At 71.2% G+C, this 13,880-nt stretch carries 9 protein-coding genes; 7 read left to right on the forward strand and 2 right to left on the reverse strand.

The features are described 5' to 3' along the window. The first annotated feature begins 301 nt into the window (after nt 1–301). From GIY56_RS14550 to GIY56_RS14565, 4 genes are all read left to right on the forward strand, one after another. Nucleotides 302–529: an AbrB/MazE/SpoVT family DNA-binding domain-containing protein gene (locus GIY56_RS14550; RefSeq protein WP_154765578.1), complete on the forward strand. Its 228-nt coding sequence runs from the start codon at nt 302–304 to the stop codon at nt 527–529. After that, entirely contained in the window at nt 529–924 is a 396-nt protein-coding gene (locus tag GIY56_RS14555; RefSeq protein WP_154765579.1) for a PIN domain-containing protein, read from the forward strand. Before GIY56_RS14550 ends, GIY56_RS14555 begins: the two co-directional genes overlap by 1 nt. Nucleotides 925–1,109: 185 nt before the next feature. Then, nucleotides 1,110–2,033 carry a hypothetical protein gene (locus GIY56_RS14560; protein WP_154765580.1) on the forward strand — a complete coding sequence of 308 codons (924 nt, stop codon included), beginning with the start codon at nt 1,110–1,112 and terminating at the stop codon, nt 2,031–2,033. Continuing rightward, nucleotides 2,008–2,736 (forward strand): 4'-phosphopantetheinyl transferase family protein, encoded by a 729-nt coding sequence (locus tag GIY56_RS14565; RefSeq protein WP_154765581.1) that lies wholly within the window; start codon nt 2,008–2,010, stop codon nt 2,734–2,736. Before GIY56_RS14560 ends, GIY56_RS14565 begins: the two co-directional genes overlap by 26 nt. A gap of 22 nt (nt 2,737–2,758) precedes the next feature. Here GIY56_RS14565 and GIY56_RS14570 read toward each other — a convergent pair whose 3' ends face one another. Beyond that, a complete protein-coding gene (locus GIY56_RS14570; protein WP_154765582.1) occupies nt 2,759–3,724 on the reverse strand; it encodes a hypothetical protein in 966 nt (321 codons plus the stop codon). Between the two features lie 187 nt (nt 3,725–3,911). On the opposite strand from GIY56_RS14570, the gene GIY56_RS14575 reads away from it, so the two are divergent. Beyond that, complete coding sequence (locus GIY56_RS14575; RefSeq protein ID WP_154765583.1) at nt 3,912–5,150, forward strand: glycosyltransferase; 1,239 nt, start codon at nt 3,912–3,914, stop codon at nt 5,148–5,150. Here GIY56_RS14575 and GIY56_RS14580 read toward each other — a convergent pair. Beyond that, the gene (locus GIY56_RS14580) at nt 5,086–5,841 is read right to left on the reverse strand and encodes a WecB/TagA/CpsF family glycosyltransferase (RefSeq protein WP_154765584.1); all 756 of its coding nucleotides are present in this window, start codon (nt 5,839–5,841) and stop codon (nt 5,086–5,088) included. The genes GIY56_RS14575 and GIY56_RS14580 overlap by 65 nt on opposite strands. A gap of 109 nt (nt 5,842–5,950) precedes the next feature. Here GIY56_RS14580 and GIY56_RS14585 point away from each other — a divergent pair, with 109 nt between their 5' ends. Both GIY56_RS14585 and GIY56_RS14590 read left to right on the forward strand, forming a co-directional pair. Beyond that, complete coding sequence (locus tag GIY56_RS14585; protein ID WP_154765585.1) at nt 5,951–7,369, forward strand: hypothetical protein; 1,419 nt, start codon at nt 5,951–5,953, stop codon at nt 7,367–7,369. An 87-nt stretch (nt 7,370–7,456) separates the two neighbouring features. Then, nucleotides 7,457–13,879: a type I polyketide synthase gene (locus GIY56_RS14590; protein ID WP_328288569.1), complete on the forward strand. Its 6,423-nt coding sequence runs from the start codon at nt 7,457–7,459 to the stop codon at nt 13,877–13,879. Nucleotide 13,880 lies beyond the last annotated feature (1 nt).

Genomic DNA, 13,880 nt, shown 5'->3' on the forward strand with positions numbered 1-13,880 from the left:
GGAAGGAACTGCAACAGGCGGCCCGGGATGGAAAACCTGCGCTGGCTGCGGGGCGCGGGGACCGGGACGCGCGGGTGAAGGGGATTTTCCGAGAGCCTAGCCTGTCATCGGCAGCATCATCCAGTAATCCGCAGAACCGCCTTGAAGCGCGGCCAAGACAGCATGTCGCGAAGCGTCACCATATGTTTCGGATCCTGCGCCGTCCTGGCGGAGGCGCCAACCGCCCAAGCCCCTGCCCTTGCGCAAACGCGCGCAAGGATATACATTCCCCCGTGTAGATCAGGGAAAGGCGAGACCGGTCATGCAAGTGGCGAAATGGGGCAATTCGCTGGCCGTGCGGCTGCCCGCGGATCTGGTTCGGGCGCTGGACCTGCGCGAGGGGGACCATATCGACCTTCGGCCCGACCCTGACGGCTTTGCCGTGGCCCGTCAGCCCCGGCCCGCCGAGATCCTGGCAGGGCTGCGCCGCTTCCGGGGCCGTCTGGCGGCAGGGGACCGGCTGGATCGGGACGGGGCGAACAGCCGCTGATGCCGGGCGGCTTTTTCGACACGAACGTCATCCTTTATCTGCTGGACGACGGTCCCAAGAGCGACCGGGCCGAGGCGCTGCTGGCGCAAGGCGGCACCATCAGCGTCCAGGTCCTGAACGAAACCCTGGTGAACTGCCTGCGCAAGGCCCGCATGGACCGGGACGAGGCCGGGGAATTCCTGGCGGGCATCCGCCGGCTGTGCCGGGTGCGGGACCTGGACCTGCCCACCCATGATGTCGGCCTTGCCCTTCAGGCCCGCTACGGCTTTTCGGTCTATGATTCCATGATCGTGTCCGCGGCCCTGATCGCGGGGTGCGAGACGCTCTGGTCCGAGGACATGCATGACGGCCTGCTGGTCGAAGGCCAGTTGCGGATCCGCAACCCGTTCGCGTGACGGTCCATCCCGGTGTTCCGGGCCGGCTTTCTGCCGCGGCCACGATGGGGGCCGAGGATGCGGCCGAGAAAGCCGCTGGACGGGACCAAAGCAACAGGCATGATCCTGCTGGCCGCGAATCCCCCGGTCGTGAAGACGGGACGGGGCGACCGGCTGGCGATCGAACGTTCCGAAGGGCTGTCAGGATGACCGTGAACAAGGATCCGCGCCGTGGCGGCAAGACCTGGGGCAGGCGCGCCGTCCTGGGGCTGTCCCTGGCGCTTGCGCTGGCAGGACGCGCGATGGCGGGACCTGCCGACGACCGCTTCGCGCTGCGGGTGATCCAGTCGGGCCATTCCCTGACCGATCCCATCGTGCCCATGCTGAACGCGATCCTCGCGGCCGAGGGGGTCGCGCCGGCAAGGCCGCAGCGGATCGAACGCTCGACCATTCCCGGCAGTCCGATGGAATGGCGCTGGAACCATCGCGTCCGGCCCGGTCCCGATGCCCGCCACGACATCGCCGATTATGACGTGCTGGTGATCACCGAACGCGGATCGCTGGCCAACACGGTGCCCTGGCACGATTCCGAGAACATGGCCCTGCGCTGGTTCGAGAACAGCTGGACCCATGGCAGAGGCGGCAAGGGGGCGCAAACGGTGCTTTACGCCACCTGGGTCGAGGTTGACAGCGGGCCGGGCAACCCGAACCCCAACAACGACCCCGAGGCGCATGTCCCCTTCCGCGACCGGCTGCCGCTGGAGATGGCGCGCTGGCAGGCCATCGCCGACCATGTCAACGCCCGGCGCCCGCCCGGATCGCCGCCCATGCGGGTGATCCCCGGACCCCTGGTGATGGCGGCCGCCTTTGATGCGATCGCGGCCGGGGATGCCCCCGGCATCCGGGCGATCGCCGATCTGTTCGAGGACGACATCCATGTGAACGACATGGGCGCCTATCTGATCGCCCTGGCGCATTTCGCGGTCCTTTACGACATCGACCCCCGGACCCTGTCGGATGCGCGGGGCGGGATGGGACCCCGCGACCCCGCCACGGCGGCCTGGATGAAGCAACTGGTCCACGGGGTCCTGCTGGCCTATCCCGATGCGCATTACAGCGGCGGCGGGTGAGGTGTGCCTTGCAGGGCAGGCCGCCGATGCCCTGGCGCGGGCGTCGCAGGCCATTCCGCTGCCGCCCGGGGCGCGGCTGGCCTTCGTGCCGGTGGAACCGGCGGACCCCGACCGTCTGCCCCAGGCGGCCCGGACCTGGGCCGCGCGCCGCCGGAACGGCTTTGCCGCGGGACGGCGCGCGGCGGCGGGGGCGCTTGGCGCGGCCGGATGCCGGGGCGACACCGTCCCGGGGATAGGGCCGGACGGCTTGCCCGCCTGGCCGCCGGGCTGGTTCGGAAGCATCAGCCACGCCGAAACGGTCGCCACGGCCATTGCCGTGCCCGTCAGGGGCGGCGAAGTCCCGGTCCTGGGGATCGACCTGGAACCCCTTATCGACCCGGACACGGCCGCCGACATTGCCGCGACGATCATGCCCGAGACCTTGCCCGGCGCCTCGGGCCTGCCGCTGGCCGAGGAGATCACGCGGGCCTTTTCGGCCAAGGAGGCGCTTTACAAGGCCTTGTTCCCGCACACCCGCCGGTTCCGCGGCTTCGAGGCGGCAAGGGTCCGCTGGCCCGCGTCCTTCCGGCCCGGATCGCCGGGCGTCGAACTGACGCTGGCCGAGGATTGGGGCGGCGAATGGCGGGCGGGCACGCGCCTTGCGGCCTTCCAGGCCGTGGCCGCCGGCCATGTGCTGACGGTCGTCTGGCGCGGGACGCCTTGAAGGAACGCGGGCGGAACGCCGTTCAGCCCGCCGCGCCGCCCCCGTCCATCAGCCTGTCCGGCGGCACGCCCGCATGGGGCATCCCGGCCACGACATCGCGGACGATGGCCTGCACCCGGGGGGCGGCGTCTTCGTCGAACCACCGGGCGTCGATGCCGTCGGCGCGCTTCAGCCGGTGGGGCAGGCCCACGGGGCTGCGCTGCCAGATCACCGCCCAATGCGCCAGGGCGACCACATAGGCGCCCAGATCGCCCATGTGGATGGTGTCCAGGGCACCGCTTTCATCGCGGCGGAACAGGTCGTCGCGCGACGAGACGCCGGGCAGGCGGCCCGCCTCGGCCGCGCGGGCCACGGCGGCCATCGCCTGGCCCCCGGGGATCAGGAAGATGTCGCCCGTGCCCTCGCGCGCCTCGGCCGGGGCAAGGACGCGGCCCAGCCATTGTTCCGGCAGGTCGGTCTCGATCCGTTCCAGCCAGCCGGCGGGATCGTCGAGATTGTGCCAGGTTTCATACAGATAGACGCGGATGGCGGGGTTCCCCTGGCGCGCAAGCCTGGCCCATGCGGCCAGCCACGCCGCGCTGTCGTGCCAGCGGATCGCGTCGCGGATCTCGACCATCTCGGTCAGGACCAGCACGTCGAAGGCGCCCGATGCCAGCGCCTGCCGGGCCGGGACCGGGGAAATCCCCCCGGCGCGCAACTCGAAGCCGGGCATGTCCTTGCCGTCGGTCCAATGCTGCTTCAGCGTCGTGCCCCAGCCAAGCTGCGAGGCGTAGGCATGGCCGCCAAGCTGCGCCAGCATGGCGGGCATGTCCGGTCCCACCAGGCTGTGCCCCAGGTGATAGATGCTGCCGATCCTTTCGGGGGCGGGCAGGGGCGGATGCACCGTGGCGGGCATCACGGGGGGCTGCCTGCCGCGCCGGTGCCAGGCGAAAGCCGAAAGCCCGCCCGCGGCGGCCAGCAACGATCCCAGGGCGATGCGCCGATTCATGCCGCGATGCAACCTTCTGCCAAGTCCCGGCTCCGTGACCGGGCGCCACCGCACCGTTCTAGACAATCCGGGTCCCGACGGGAACCGAAACCTGGCCCGCCCGCCTGCCTGCGGCGGGGCCGTCCGGCAAGGATTGCATGATGGCCGCGCCTAGGGCAGGGTGCAGGCGTTTCGAGGGACGACCACGATGCCCCTTCTGGTTCTGGCACCTTCCGTGCACATCATCGCCGAAGACGGCGGGCTGCGGGCCGACGACAAGTTCCTGTCCGGCCTGCAACGCCATGCCGAGATGTGGGACGGTCCGATGCGCATCCTTTTGCGGGTGGACAGCGCGCCCTTGCCGTTTTCCCGGCTGGTGACGGAAGCCGACTTTCCCGGAGAGCTTCGCCTGCTGCGCGCGGACGAGCCGATCCGGGCCGGGCATCTGGCGGGCGCCGATGTCCTGCTGGCCTCGGGCGACAGCCATGACCAGATGGATCTGGCGCCGCTTTGCGCCGCGACCGGGACGCGGCTGGTCTATGCCGTGGAATACACGCTGCCCACCCGGCTTCGCACGGCGCTGATGGATCCGCAGCGCGGCCCCTTGCGGCGGCTGCGGTCGGCAGCCTGGGTGCTTGGGCAGGAACGCCGCCGCCGCCGGGCCTTAGGGGCGGCGGCGGGGTTGCAGTTCAACGGCTATCCGGCCCACGGGGCCTATCGCGCGCTCGATCCCGGCGGGTGCCTGTATTTCGACGGGCGCATGAGCCGCGCGATGATGGCGACCGAGGACGAGATGATGGACCGCGCCGCGCGGCTTCGGGCCGGCGGGCCGATCCGGCTGATCGCCTCGGGGCGGCTGGAGCCGATGAAGGGGGCGCAGGATCTGGTGCCGGCGGCCCGGGCCATGCGGAAGGCGGGCGTGGATTTCACGCTGGACATCTTCGGCGCGGGCACCCTGGCGCCTGCCATCGCCGCCGCGATCGCCGGGGGCGATGTCGGGGACCGGGTGCGGCTGCACCCCCCCGTCGATTTCCAGACCGGGCTGGTGCCGCGGATGCGGCGTGACGCGGACATCTTCCTCAGCTGCCACCGGCAGGGCGATCCGTCCTGCAGCTATCTCGAGGCGATGGGCTGCGGCCTTGCCGTGATCGGCACCGCGAACGAGATGTGGCGCCCGATGGCCGCCGACACGCAGGCCGGATGGGTCCTGCCCATGGGCCGGCCCGGGGCCGTGGCGGACTGCATGGCGCAGCTTGCGGCGCGGCGCGACAGGATCGCCGCCGCAGGCCGGCACGCGCTGGATTTCGCGCGCGCCCACGACTTCGAGCAGGAATTCGCCCGGCGGATGGAACACCTGGCGGCCATCGCCCGCCGCCCGGCCTTCAGCGGGCGCGGCGCTGCATCAAGGCATCCAGCAGGTGCCCCGGAAGGATCGTCGCGCCCTTGACATAGCGCGGGCCAAGCCGCCGGGGGCTGGACAGCGCGCGCCACAGCCATTCCATCCGTGCCCGGCGGACAACCGCGGGCGCGCGGCGCTGCAATCCCGCAAGAAAGTCCAGCCCCGCGCCGACCGAGGCAAAGCCCACCTGCGGCAGCATCGGGGCCGCGAAGGCGGCAAAGCGTTCCTGCCGCGGCGCGCCGACGCCCAGAAAGCACAACCGCGCGCCGCTGTCCCGGATCGCCTCGGCCAAGGCCCGGGCTTCCGCGCCCACGGGATCGAAGGGAAAGCCCGGCGAGGATTGCAGCACCACCTGCAACCCCGGCACGATCCGCTTCAGATGCGCGGCCGCGCCCCGGGCCGCGGCATCGCTGCCGGCCACCAGCGCCACGGGCGCCCCCGCCCCCGCCGCGATCCGGGCCAGAGGCTCCACCAGTTCCGAGCCGGGCGCCAGCCCGACCGGATGCCCGGCGACGCGGGACAGCCAGACGATCGGGTTCCCGTCGGCCACGACAAGGTCGTGCGCCCCGTAAGCCTGGCGGAAATCCCCGTCGCGGCGCAGCTTTTCCAGGTGATCCACGTTCAGGGTCGCCAGCGTGAAGCCCCGGCCCAGGGCCAGCCGGTGCCGCACCTCCTCCAGCAGCGCCTGCCGGTCCCGGCAGGTGATTCGGACAACCTCTCCGCCGACCCTGAACTCCAATGCCCTTCCTCCGCCCGCAAACCGCCAAGAGGGCGCGCCTGTCCGCTCGCCTTGTCCGTGTAGTCAGTCTATACGGGGGCGACTTGCAAGCAGGATCACGCGGCGCGCCATGGGAAACGCCTTCTCCTATCTCATGCTGTTGAGCTGGCCGGTCGTCTCGGCGGTCCTGTTCCGGCGGCTCGAGGCGCGGCTGGCCTTCATCTGGTCGATCCTGGGCGCCTACATGCTGTTGTCGCCGCTGACCTCCATCGCGATGCCGGTGATCCCGGACCTGGGCAAGGATTCCCTGTCCACGGGGGCGGCGGCGCTGCTGGCCTTGGGCGCGGGCTTTCGCGTCTTCGCGCTGCCCCGCGACCCGGTGCTGAGGGCGATGATCCTGGTCTTCGTCCTGTGGCCCTGGGCCACGATGCTGGGCAATCCCGAACCGCTGGTGGCGGGCACGAGCCTTCGTCCGGGGCTGACGCCCTATGACACGTTTTCGACGATGATCGGGCAGGCCTTCATGCTGCTGCCCTTCCTGGCCGCCCGCAACGTCCTTTGTTCGCCGGGAAGCGAACGGCTGATGCTGCGCGCGCTGTTGGTCGGGGGGCTTGCCTATTCCCTGCCCATGCTGGTCGAGGTGCGGCTCAGCCCGCAGATCAACGTCTGGATCTATGGCTATTTCGCGCATGATTTCATCCAGATGATGCGCTATGGCGGGTTCCGCCCCATGGTGTTCATGAGCCATGGCCTGTGGGTCGCGCTGTTCACGTTCTCGGCGCTCGCCTCGGCGGCGGCCCTGGCCCGAGAGCAGGGGTTCACCCGCAGGACGGTGCTGGCGGTGCTGTGGCTCGGGCTGATGCTGCTGTTGTGCAAGAGCATGGCGCCGATCCTTTACGCGCTGGCCGTCCTGCCCCTGCTGCTGCTGGTCCCGCCCCGGCTGATGCTGTCCGTGGCCGCCGTGATCGCCGCGACCGTGCTGGTCTTTCCCTTGCTGCGCCTGGCCGGCCTGATCCCGGTCGAGCAGGTGACCGCCGCCGCCCTGGCCATCGACGCCGAGCGCGCGGCCTCGCTGATCTTCCGCCTGCGCAACGAAGGCATCCTGCTGGACCGGGCGGTCGAGAAGCTGTGGACCGGTTGGGGCGGATACGGGCGCAATCTCCTCGTGAACCCGGCAAGCGGGGCGTACGAGACGATCGCGGACGGGCGCTGGATCATCACGCTGGGGGTCGCGGGCCTGCCGGGCTATGTCGCCGAATTCGGGCTGTTCACCCTGCCGGTCATCGCCGCCTGGCGCACGCCCGCGGTGCGCGACGAACCCTTGCTGGCGTCGCTGGTCCTGATCCATGCCGTGATGCTGATCGACCTGATCCCGAACGCGACCCTGACGCCCCTGACGTTCCTGACGGCGGGCCTGGTCCTGGGCCGGGTGGAACACCTGCGCCTGGCCGCGGCGCAAGGCGCGCCCCGCCGCGCGGGCGCGGGTCCCGGCCCGGCGGCGGCGCCCGCCGCCGCTGGCCGGGCGCCCGGGCTGCGGACAATCCTGTAAACTTGTCCTTTCTGGCTATTGGTGGAACGCCGCGCATGAGGTTAAGGTGGGCGCAACCTCTGCGTTAATTTCAAGACGGTCATTCAAGTGAGCATTTCCCAATCCGCCGCTTCCCCGCAATCCGTTGGTGATGTCGCGATCGTCGGCATGGCGTTGCAGGTGCCGGGCGCCCTGGATCACCGCCGGTTCTGGACGAACCTGCGCGACGGCGTGGAATCGATCACCCGCCTGTCCCCCGAACAGCTGCTTGAACGCGGGGAAGCGCAGGCCCGGATCGCCGATCCGCGCTATGTGCCCGCCGCCGCCATCCTGGAAGGGTTCGACAGCTTCGACGCCGACTTCTTCGGGCTAAGCCCCAAGGACGCGGCGATCATGGATCCGCAGCACCGCAAGTTCCTGGAATGCTGCTGGCAGGCGATCGAGGATGCGGGCCACAGGCCGGAAAGCCTGGGTCCCACGGGCGTCTTCGGCGGCTGCGGCATGGGCAGCTATTTCTATTTCAACGTGATGACGAACCGCGACCTGGTGGACAACACCGGCACGTTCCTGTTGCGCCATACCGGCAACGACAAGGATTTCCTGTCCACCCGGGTCAGCCATGTCTTCGACCTGCGCGGTCCCTCGATCAACGTGCAGACGGCCTGTTCCACCTCGCTTGTCGCGGTGCACCAGGCCTGCCAGTCGCTGCTGAACGGCGAATGTGACGCCGCCCTGGCCGGCGGGGTGACCATCGAGCTGCCCCATGGCCGCGGCTATCTTTACAACCCCAACGAGATCCTGTCCCCCGACGGCCATTGCCACGCCTTCGATCACCGCGCCCAAGGCACGGTGTTCGGCAGCGGCGCATCCGTCGTCCTTCTGCGGCGGCTGGAGGATGCGGTCCGGGACCGCGATCACGTCTGGGCCGTGATCAAGGGCACCGCCGTCAACAACGACGGCGCCGACAAGGCGGGCTATCTTGCGCCCAGCGTCGGCGGCCAGGCGCAGGCCGTGGTCCAGGCGCATCATGCCGCCGGGATCGGCGGGGACGGGATCGACTATGTCGAATGCCACGGCACCGGCACGGCGCTTGGCGACCCGATCGAGGTCGCGGCCCTGACGGACGCCTTTGCCCGGACGGCGCGCGGACCGGCGCAGGCCCGGATCGGCTCGGTCAAGACCAATATCGGCCATCTCGACACGGCGGCCGGCGGGGTCGGCCTCATCAAGGTGGCGCTGTCGCTGCATCATGGGGAAATGCCGCCCAGCCTGGGCTACGAGGCGCCGAACCCGGTGATCGACTTCGAGGCGTCGCCCTTTGCCGTCAACGACCGGCTGACGCCCTGGCCCGACCGGGGACGGCCCCGGCGCGCGGCGGTGAACTCGCTGGGGGTGGGCGGGACCAACGCCCATGCGGTGATCGAGGCGGCCCCCGCGCGCGAGGATGGCGGGCAATCCGACTGGCCGTTCCAGTTGCTGGTGCTTTCGGGCCGCAACCGGGCGGCGCTTGACGGCAATGCCGCGGCGCTTGCCGCCCATCTGCGCGCCAATCCCCGGGCGAACCTGGCCGACGTGGCCTGGACGCTGAAGGAAGGCCGCCGTCCGTTCGACAAGCGCCGGGTCCTGGTCGCGCGCGACGCGGCCGAGGCGGCGGAACTGCTGGAGGCCGCCGACACGCGGCGCGTCTTCAACCACGACCTTGTTGCCGGCGGGGTGGCCTCGGTCGCGTTCCTGTTTCCCGGGGGCGGCGCGCAATATGCCGGGATGGCGCGTGACCTTTATGCGACCGAACCCGAATTCCGCGACTGGATGGACAAGGGGCTTGGGGCCCTGGCCGGGCTGACCGGCACCGATCCCCGCCCGCTGTGGCTGCCCGAACCGGGGCACGAGGCAGGGGCCGATGCCGCGCTGACCCGGCCGTCGGTCCAGTTGCCGCTGCTGTTCATCACCGAATACGCGCTGGCCCGGCTGTTCATGTCCTGGGGGGTCCAGCCCTCGGCCCTGGGCGGTCATTCGATGGGCGAGAACACGGCGGCCTGCCTGGCGGGCGTGTTCTCGTTCGAGGACGGGATCCGGCTGGTGCTGCTGCGCGGGCAGCTTTTCGACCGGGTGCCCGCGGGCGGGATGCTCAGCGTCTCGCTGCCCGCCGCAGAGGCCATGGCCGAGGCGGGTGAGGGGCTGGATCTGGCCGCCGTCAACGGACCGGCGCTCAGCGTCCTGTCGGGTCCTCTGGACCGCGTGGATGCCTTGCAGGCCGCGCTGACCGCCCGAGGGATCGAGTGCCAGCGCATCGCCATCGACATCGCCGCCCATTCGCGGATGCTGGAACCGATGCTGGACGAATGGCGGGCTTTCCTGCGGTCGATCCCCTTGTCGGCGCCCGCCATTCCGGTGGTGTCCAACCGGACCGGGACCTGGCTGACGGCGGATCAGGCGACCGACCCGGAATACTGGGTGGCCCATCTGCGCGGCACCGTCGATTTCGCCGCCTGCGCCGCCACCCTGAAGCAGGATCCCGCACGGGTCATCCTGGAAGCCGGGCCGGGCCGCGCGATGAGCGCGCTGTCCCAGGCCAACGGTTTTCCCGCCAACCGGGTGGTCAGCGCGCTGCGGCACCGCGATGACGCCATCGCCGACGACAGGTGGTTCGTGACCGCCCTGGGCCGCCTGTGGGCGACCGGGGCGCCGGTCGATTGGACGCCCCTTTGGGGAGAGGCCGCGCGCAACCGCGTTCCCCTGCCGACCTATGCCTTCCAGTCGCGGCGCTATTTCATCGAGGCCTCGGCCCCGCGCGCGGACGAGGCGGCGGATCTGCCGATGCGGCGCGAGGATCTGGCCGGGTGGGGCTGGCGTCCGGCCTGGCGGCAAAGCGCCCCCGATGTCGAGATCGGCCCGGACGGCCGGTCCGTTCCGGCGGACGGCGCGATCACCTGGCTGGTCTTCGTCGATGAATCCGACTTGGGCCAGGCGGTGGCGGACCGGCTGCGCGCCCATGGCCAGTCGGTGATCGAGGTCGTGGCGGGCGACGGCTATGCCGAGCTTGGACCGGACCGCTTCCAGATCTCGCCCGAGCTTGGCCGCCGGGACGTGGACCTGCTGGTCGCCGCGCTGATGTTGCAGAACCGCCTGCCGGACCGCGTGGCCCATCTGTGGCTGGCCGATCCGCGCCAGGCGGCCCGCGCGGGATCGAGCCTGTTCCACCGCCATCTGGAGCAGGGCTTCTACAGCCTTCTGTATCTGCTGCAGGCGCTGGCCGACGAAGGGGCGGAAAAGCCGCTGCAGCTTGTCGCCGTGACCACCGGCGCGCTGGCCGTGGCCGACGAGCCGGTGCCGTTCCCCGAAAACGCCCTGGCCTTCGGCCCGGTGGGCGTCGGTCCGCGGGAACTGGATTGGCTGACCGCGCGGCTGGTCGATGTCGATGCCGCCGCCCGCAAGGGGGGCACCGAAGATCTGGCCGACCGGCTGGCCGAGGATCTGCTGGCCGGCGACGGCCCGCCCGTTGCCGCCTGGCGGGGCGGCAGGCGCTTTGCCCGCACCTGGGTCCATGCGCCCCTGCCCGAACCCGTGGACCAGGCAGAGGTGCCGGAAGGCGCCGTGGTCCTGATCACCGGGGGGTTGGGGGGCATCGGCCTGACGCTGGGCGCGGATCTGGCCCGGCGGCGGGGGGCGCGCCTGGCGCTGCTGTCCCGCACGCCGCTTCCGCCCGAGGCCGAATGGGACGGCCTTGTCGCGGCCGACCCCGGTTCGACCCTGGCGCTGCGCCTTGCGGCCCTGCGCGACCTGCGCCGCGGCGGGGCCGAGGTGATCGTCGTTTCCGGCGATGTGGCCGACCGGGAATCGCTGGCCGCTGCCGTGACCGTCGTCGAGCGGCGGCTTGGCCCGGTCGCCGTGCTGCTTCACGCGGCAGGGCATGTCGATGACGGTCCCCTGCTGACCAGGACCGAGCGCGAGATCGAGGACGTGTTCGCGGCCAAGGTTCATGGCAGCCGCGCGCTGCTGGACGTGTTCGCGGCGCGGCCGCTGGCGCTGACGGTCCTGTTCTCATCGACCAGCACGGCGATCGCGCCTGCGGGTCAGGTGGACTATGTGGCGGCGAACGAATACCTGAACGCCCTCGCCCTGGCCCGGCCTGCCGCCTTTGGCCGCACGGTCGCCGTGAACTGGGGCATCTGGGCCGATACCGGCATGGCCGCCGCCGCGCTGTCGCGCCGGGACCGGGACGCGCGCGGCCCGGTGGCGGGCCTGCCGCTGCTGCGCAGCCGGATCGACGGGCAGGGCGCCACCAGCTTCGAGGGCACGCTGTCCACCGGGGACTGGATCGTCGGCGAACACCGCTTCCGCGCCAGCGGCGACGCGCTGCTGCCGGGCACCGGGGTTCTGGAAATCGCGGCCGAGGCCGTGGCCGCCGCCGGCGGACAGGCCCCCTATGCGCTGGAGGACGTGACCTTCCTCAGCCCCTTCGCCGTGGGGAACGGCGAAAGCCGGGGGCTGCGGATCACCCTTGTGCCGGACGACGACGGGCAGCGGTTCGACATCCTGGGCACGACCGGCGATGCGGGCACCCGCCTGCGCACCGCGACGGGGCGGATCACGGGAACCGGGGCGGCGGCCGCGGACCGCGTGGACCTGGCCGCGCTGGCGGCGCGGATGCCGCGCGAGGTCGGGGACCGCGGGCATCCCCTCCGGTTGGCGCAGGAAGACGTGCTGGACTTCGGCCCGCGCTGGCGGGTGCTGCGCAGCTATCGCCTTGGCGCGTCCGAGGGGCTGGCGCGCCTGTGCCTTTCCGAGGCCGCGCAGGCCGATCTTGCCGCGGGCTGGATCCTGCATCCGGCGCTGATGGACATCGCGACCGGCTGGGCGATGGAGCTGATCGAGGGCTGGTCGCCGCAATCGCTGTGGGTTCCGGTGTCCTATGAACGCGTGGTCGTGCGGGGACCGCTTCCCGCCCGGATCGTCAGCTGGGTCCGCAATGCCGACCGCAACCATGCCGAGGACGGCTTTGCCCGCTTCGACATCACCATCGCCAGCCCGGACGGCGAGGTCCTGGTGGAAGCGCGGGGGCTGACGCTGCGCCTGATCGGCAACGCGGCCGACGTGCTGTCGGCCAGGGGCCAGCTGGTCCGCGATCCCGCCGCCGATGCCGAACAGGATCCGGGGCGCCGGCGATTGCTTCACAACCTGTCGCAAGGCATCCCGCAAGCGCGGGGTCCCGAGGCGTTCCGCCGCGCGCTGGCGGCGCGCCATCCCGTCCTCGCCGTGTCCAGCATGGATCTGGCCGAACTGAAGGCCGAGGCAGAGGCCGCGTCCCGCGCCCGCGCCCCTGCGGACGGCGCGCCGGGGTTCGAGCGGCCCGACCTGGGCACCGCCATGGTCGAGCCGCGCAGCGATCTGGAACGCGCGCTGGCCGGTTACTGGCGCGACCTTCTGGGCGTCTCGGCGGTGGGCGTCGAGGACAGCTTCTTCGACCTGGGGGGGCATTCGCTGCTGGCCGTGCGCCTGTTCGCGATGATCCGCCGCAACTATGGCGCCGACCTGCCGATCTCGACCCTGTTTCAGGCGCCCACCATCGCGCAGATCGCCGCAAGGATCGTGGCCGAAACGGGGATCGACCCCGCATCGGGCGAACAGGCGTCCGAACGGCCGCGCCTTGTCGCGGTCGCGCCCGCGTCGCGCTTTACCCATCTGGTGCCGATGAACGGCGGCGCGCCGGGACCGGGGCTGCCGTTCTTCATCGTCGCGGGGATGTTCGGCAACGTGCTGAACCTGCGTTCGCTGGCGCAGCGGCTTTCTGCGGACCGGCCGGTCTATGGATTGCAGGCGCGCGGGCTTTACGGCGAGGATGCGCCGCACGACAGCTTTGCCGACGCGGCGGCCAGCTGCATCGCGGAAATGCGCCAGGTGCAGCCGCAGGGACCGTGGCTGGTGGGCGGTTTCTCGGGCGGGGGCCTGACGGCGCTGGAAATCGCGCGGCAGCTTGACGCGGCGGGCGAGGACGTGGGGCGCCTGATCCTTCTGGATACGCCGATCCCGCTGCGGCCCGCGCTCAGCCGCCGCGACCGGCTGCTGATCCGGCTGGGCGAGATGCGGGAACAGAAGGGGGCCTTCCTGGGCGAATATCTTCGCAAGCGCCGCGCCTGGAAACGCGAACTGCGCCGCCGCGCGGCCGGACAGGCGCAGCTTGGCGCGCAAAGCTTTCACAACGATGCCATCCATGCCGCCTTCCTGGCCGCGCTGCCGGGCTTTCCGATGCAGGTCTGGGACGGGCCGGTGACGCTTTACCGCCCGCGCCTGGACCGCCGCTGGAAGGTGTCGCAGGGACGCTGGGTCAGCACGGGGCGCGAATACGTCTCGGCCGACAACGACTGGGGACCGTGGCTGCCGCGACTGGAGGTGTCCGAGGTGCCGGGCGACCACGATTCGATGGTGCTGGAGCCGTCGGTCCGCATCCTGGCCGCGCGCATCGCGCAGCAGCTGAAGGCCGTCGATGCCCGCGACCGGGGTGCCGATCGGTTGCTGCAAGGGGCCGCCTGAG

The organism is Paracoccus lichenicola, from assembly GCF_009708075.1.
Lineage (GTDB): Bacteria > Pseudomonadota > Alphaproteobacteria > Rhodobacterales > Rhodobacteraceae > Paracoccus > Paracoccus lichenicola.

Excerpts from the sequence above, each read along its gene's own strand:
- GIY56_RS14585 (WP_154765585.1), top strand. The coding sequence starts at position 5,951 with ATGGGAAACGCCTTCTCCTATCTCATGCTGTTGAGCTGGCCGGTCGTC.
- GIY56_RS14575 (WP_154765583.1), top strand. The coding sequence starts at position 3,912 with ATGCCCCTTCTGGTTCTGGCACCTTCCGTGCACATCATCGCCGAAGAC.
- GIY56_RS14560 (WP_154765580.1), top strand. The coding sequence starts at position 1,110 with ATGACCGTGAACAAGGATCCGCGCCGTGGCGGCAAGACCTGGGGCAGG.
- GIY56_RS14550 (WP_154765578.1), top strand. The coding sequence starts at position 302 with ATGCAAGTGGCGAAATGGGGCAATTCGCTGGCCGTGCGGCTGCCCGCG.
- GIY56_RS14555 (WP_154765579.1), top strand. The coding sequence starts at position 529 with ATGCCGGGCGGCTTTTTCGACACGAACGTCATCCTTTATCTGCTGGAC.
- GIY56_RS14570 (WP_154765582.1), bottom strand. The coding sequence starts at position 3,724 with ATGAATCGGCGCATCGCCCTGGGATCGTTGCTGGCCGCCGCGGGCGGG.
- GIY56_RS14565 (WP_154765581.1), top strand. The coding sequence starts at position 2,008 with ATGCGCATTACAGCGGCGGCGGGTGAGGTGTGCCTTGCAGGGCAGGCC.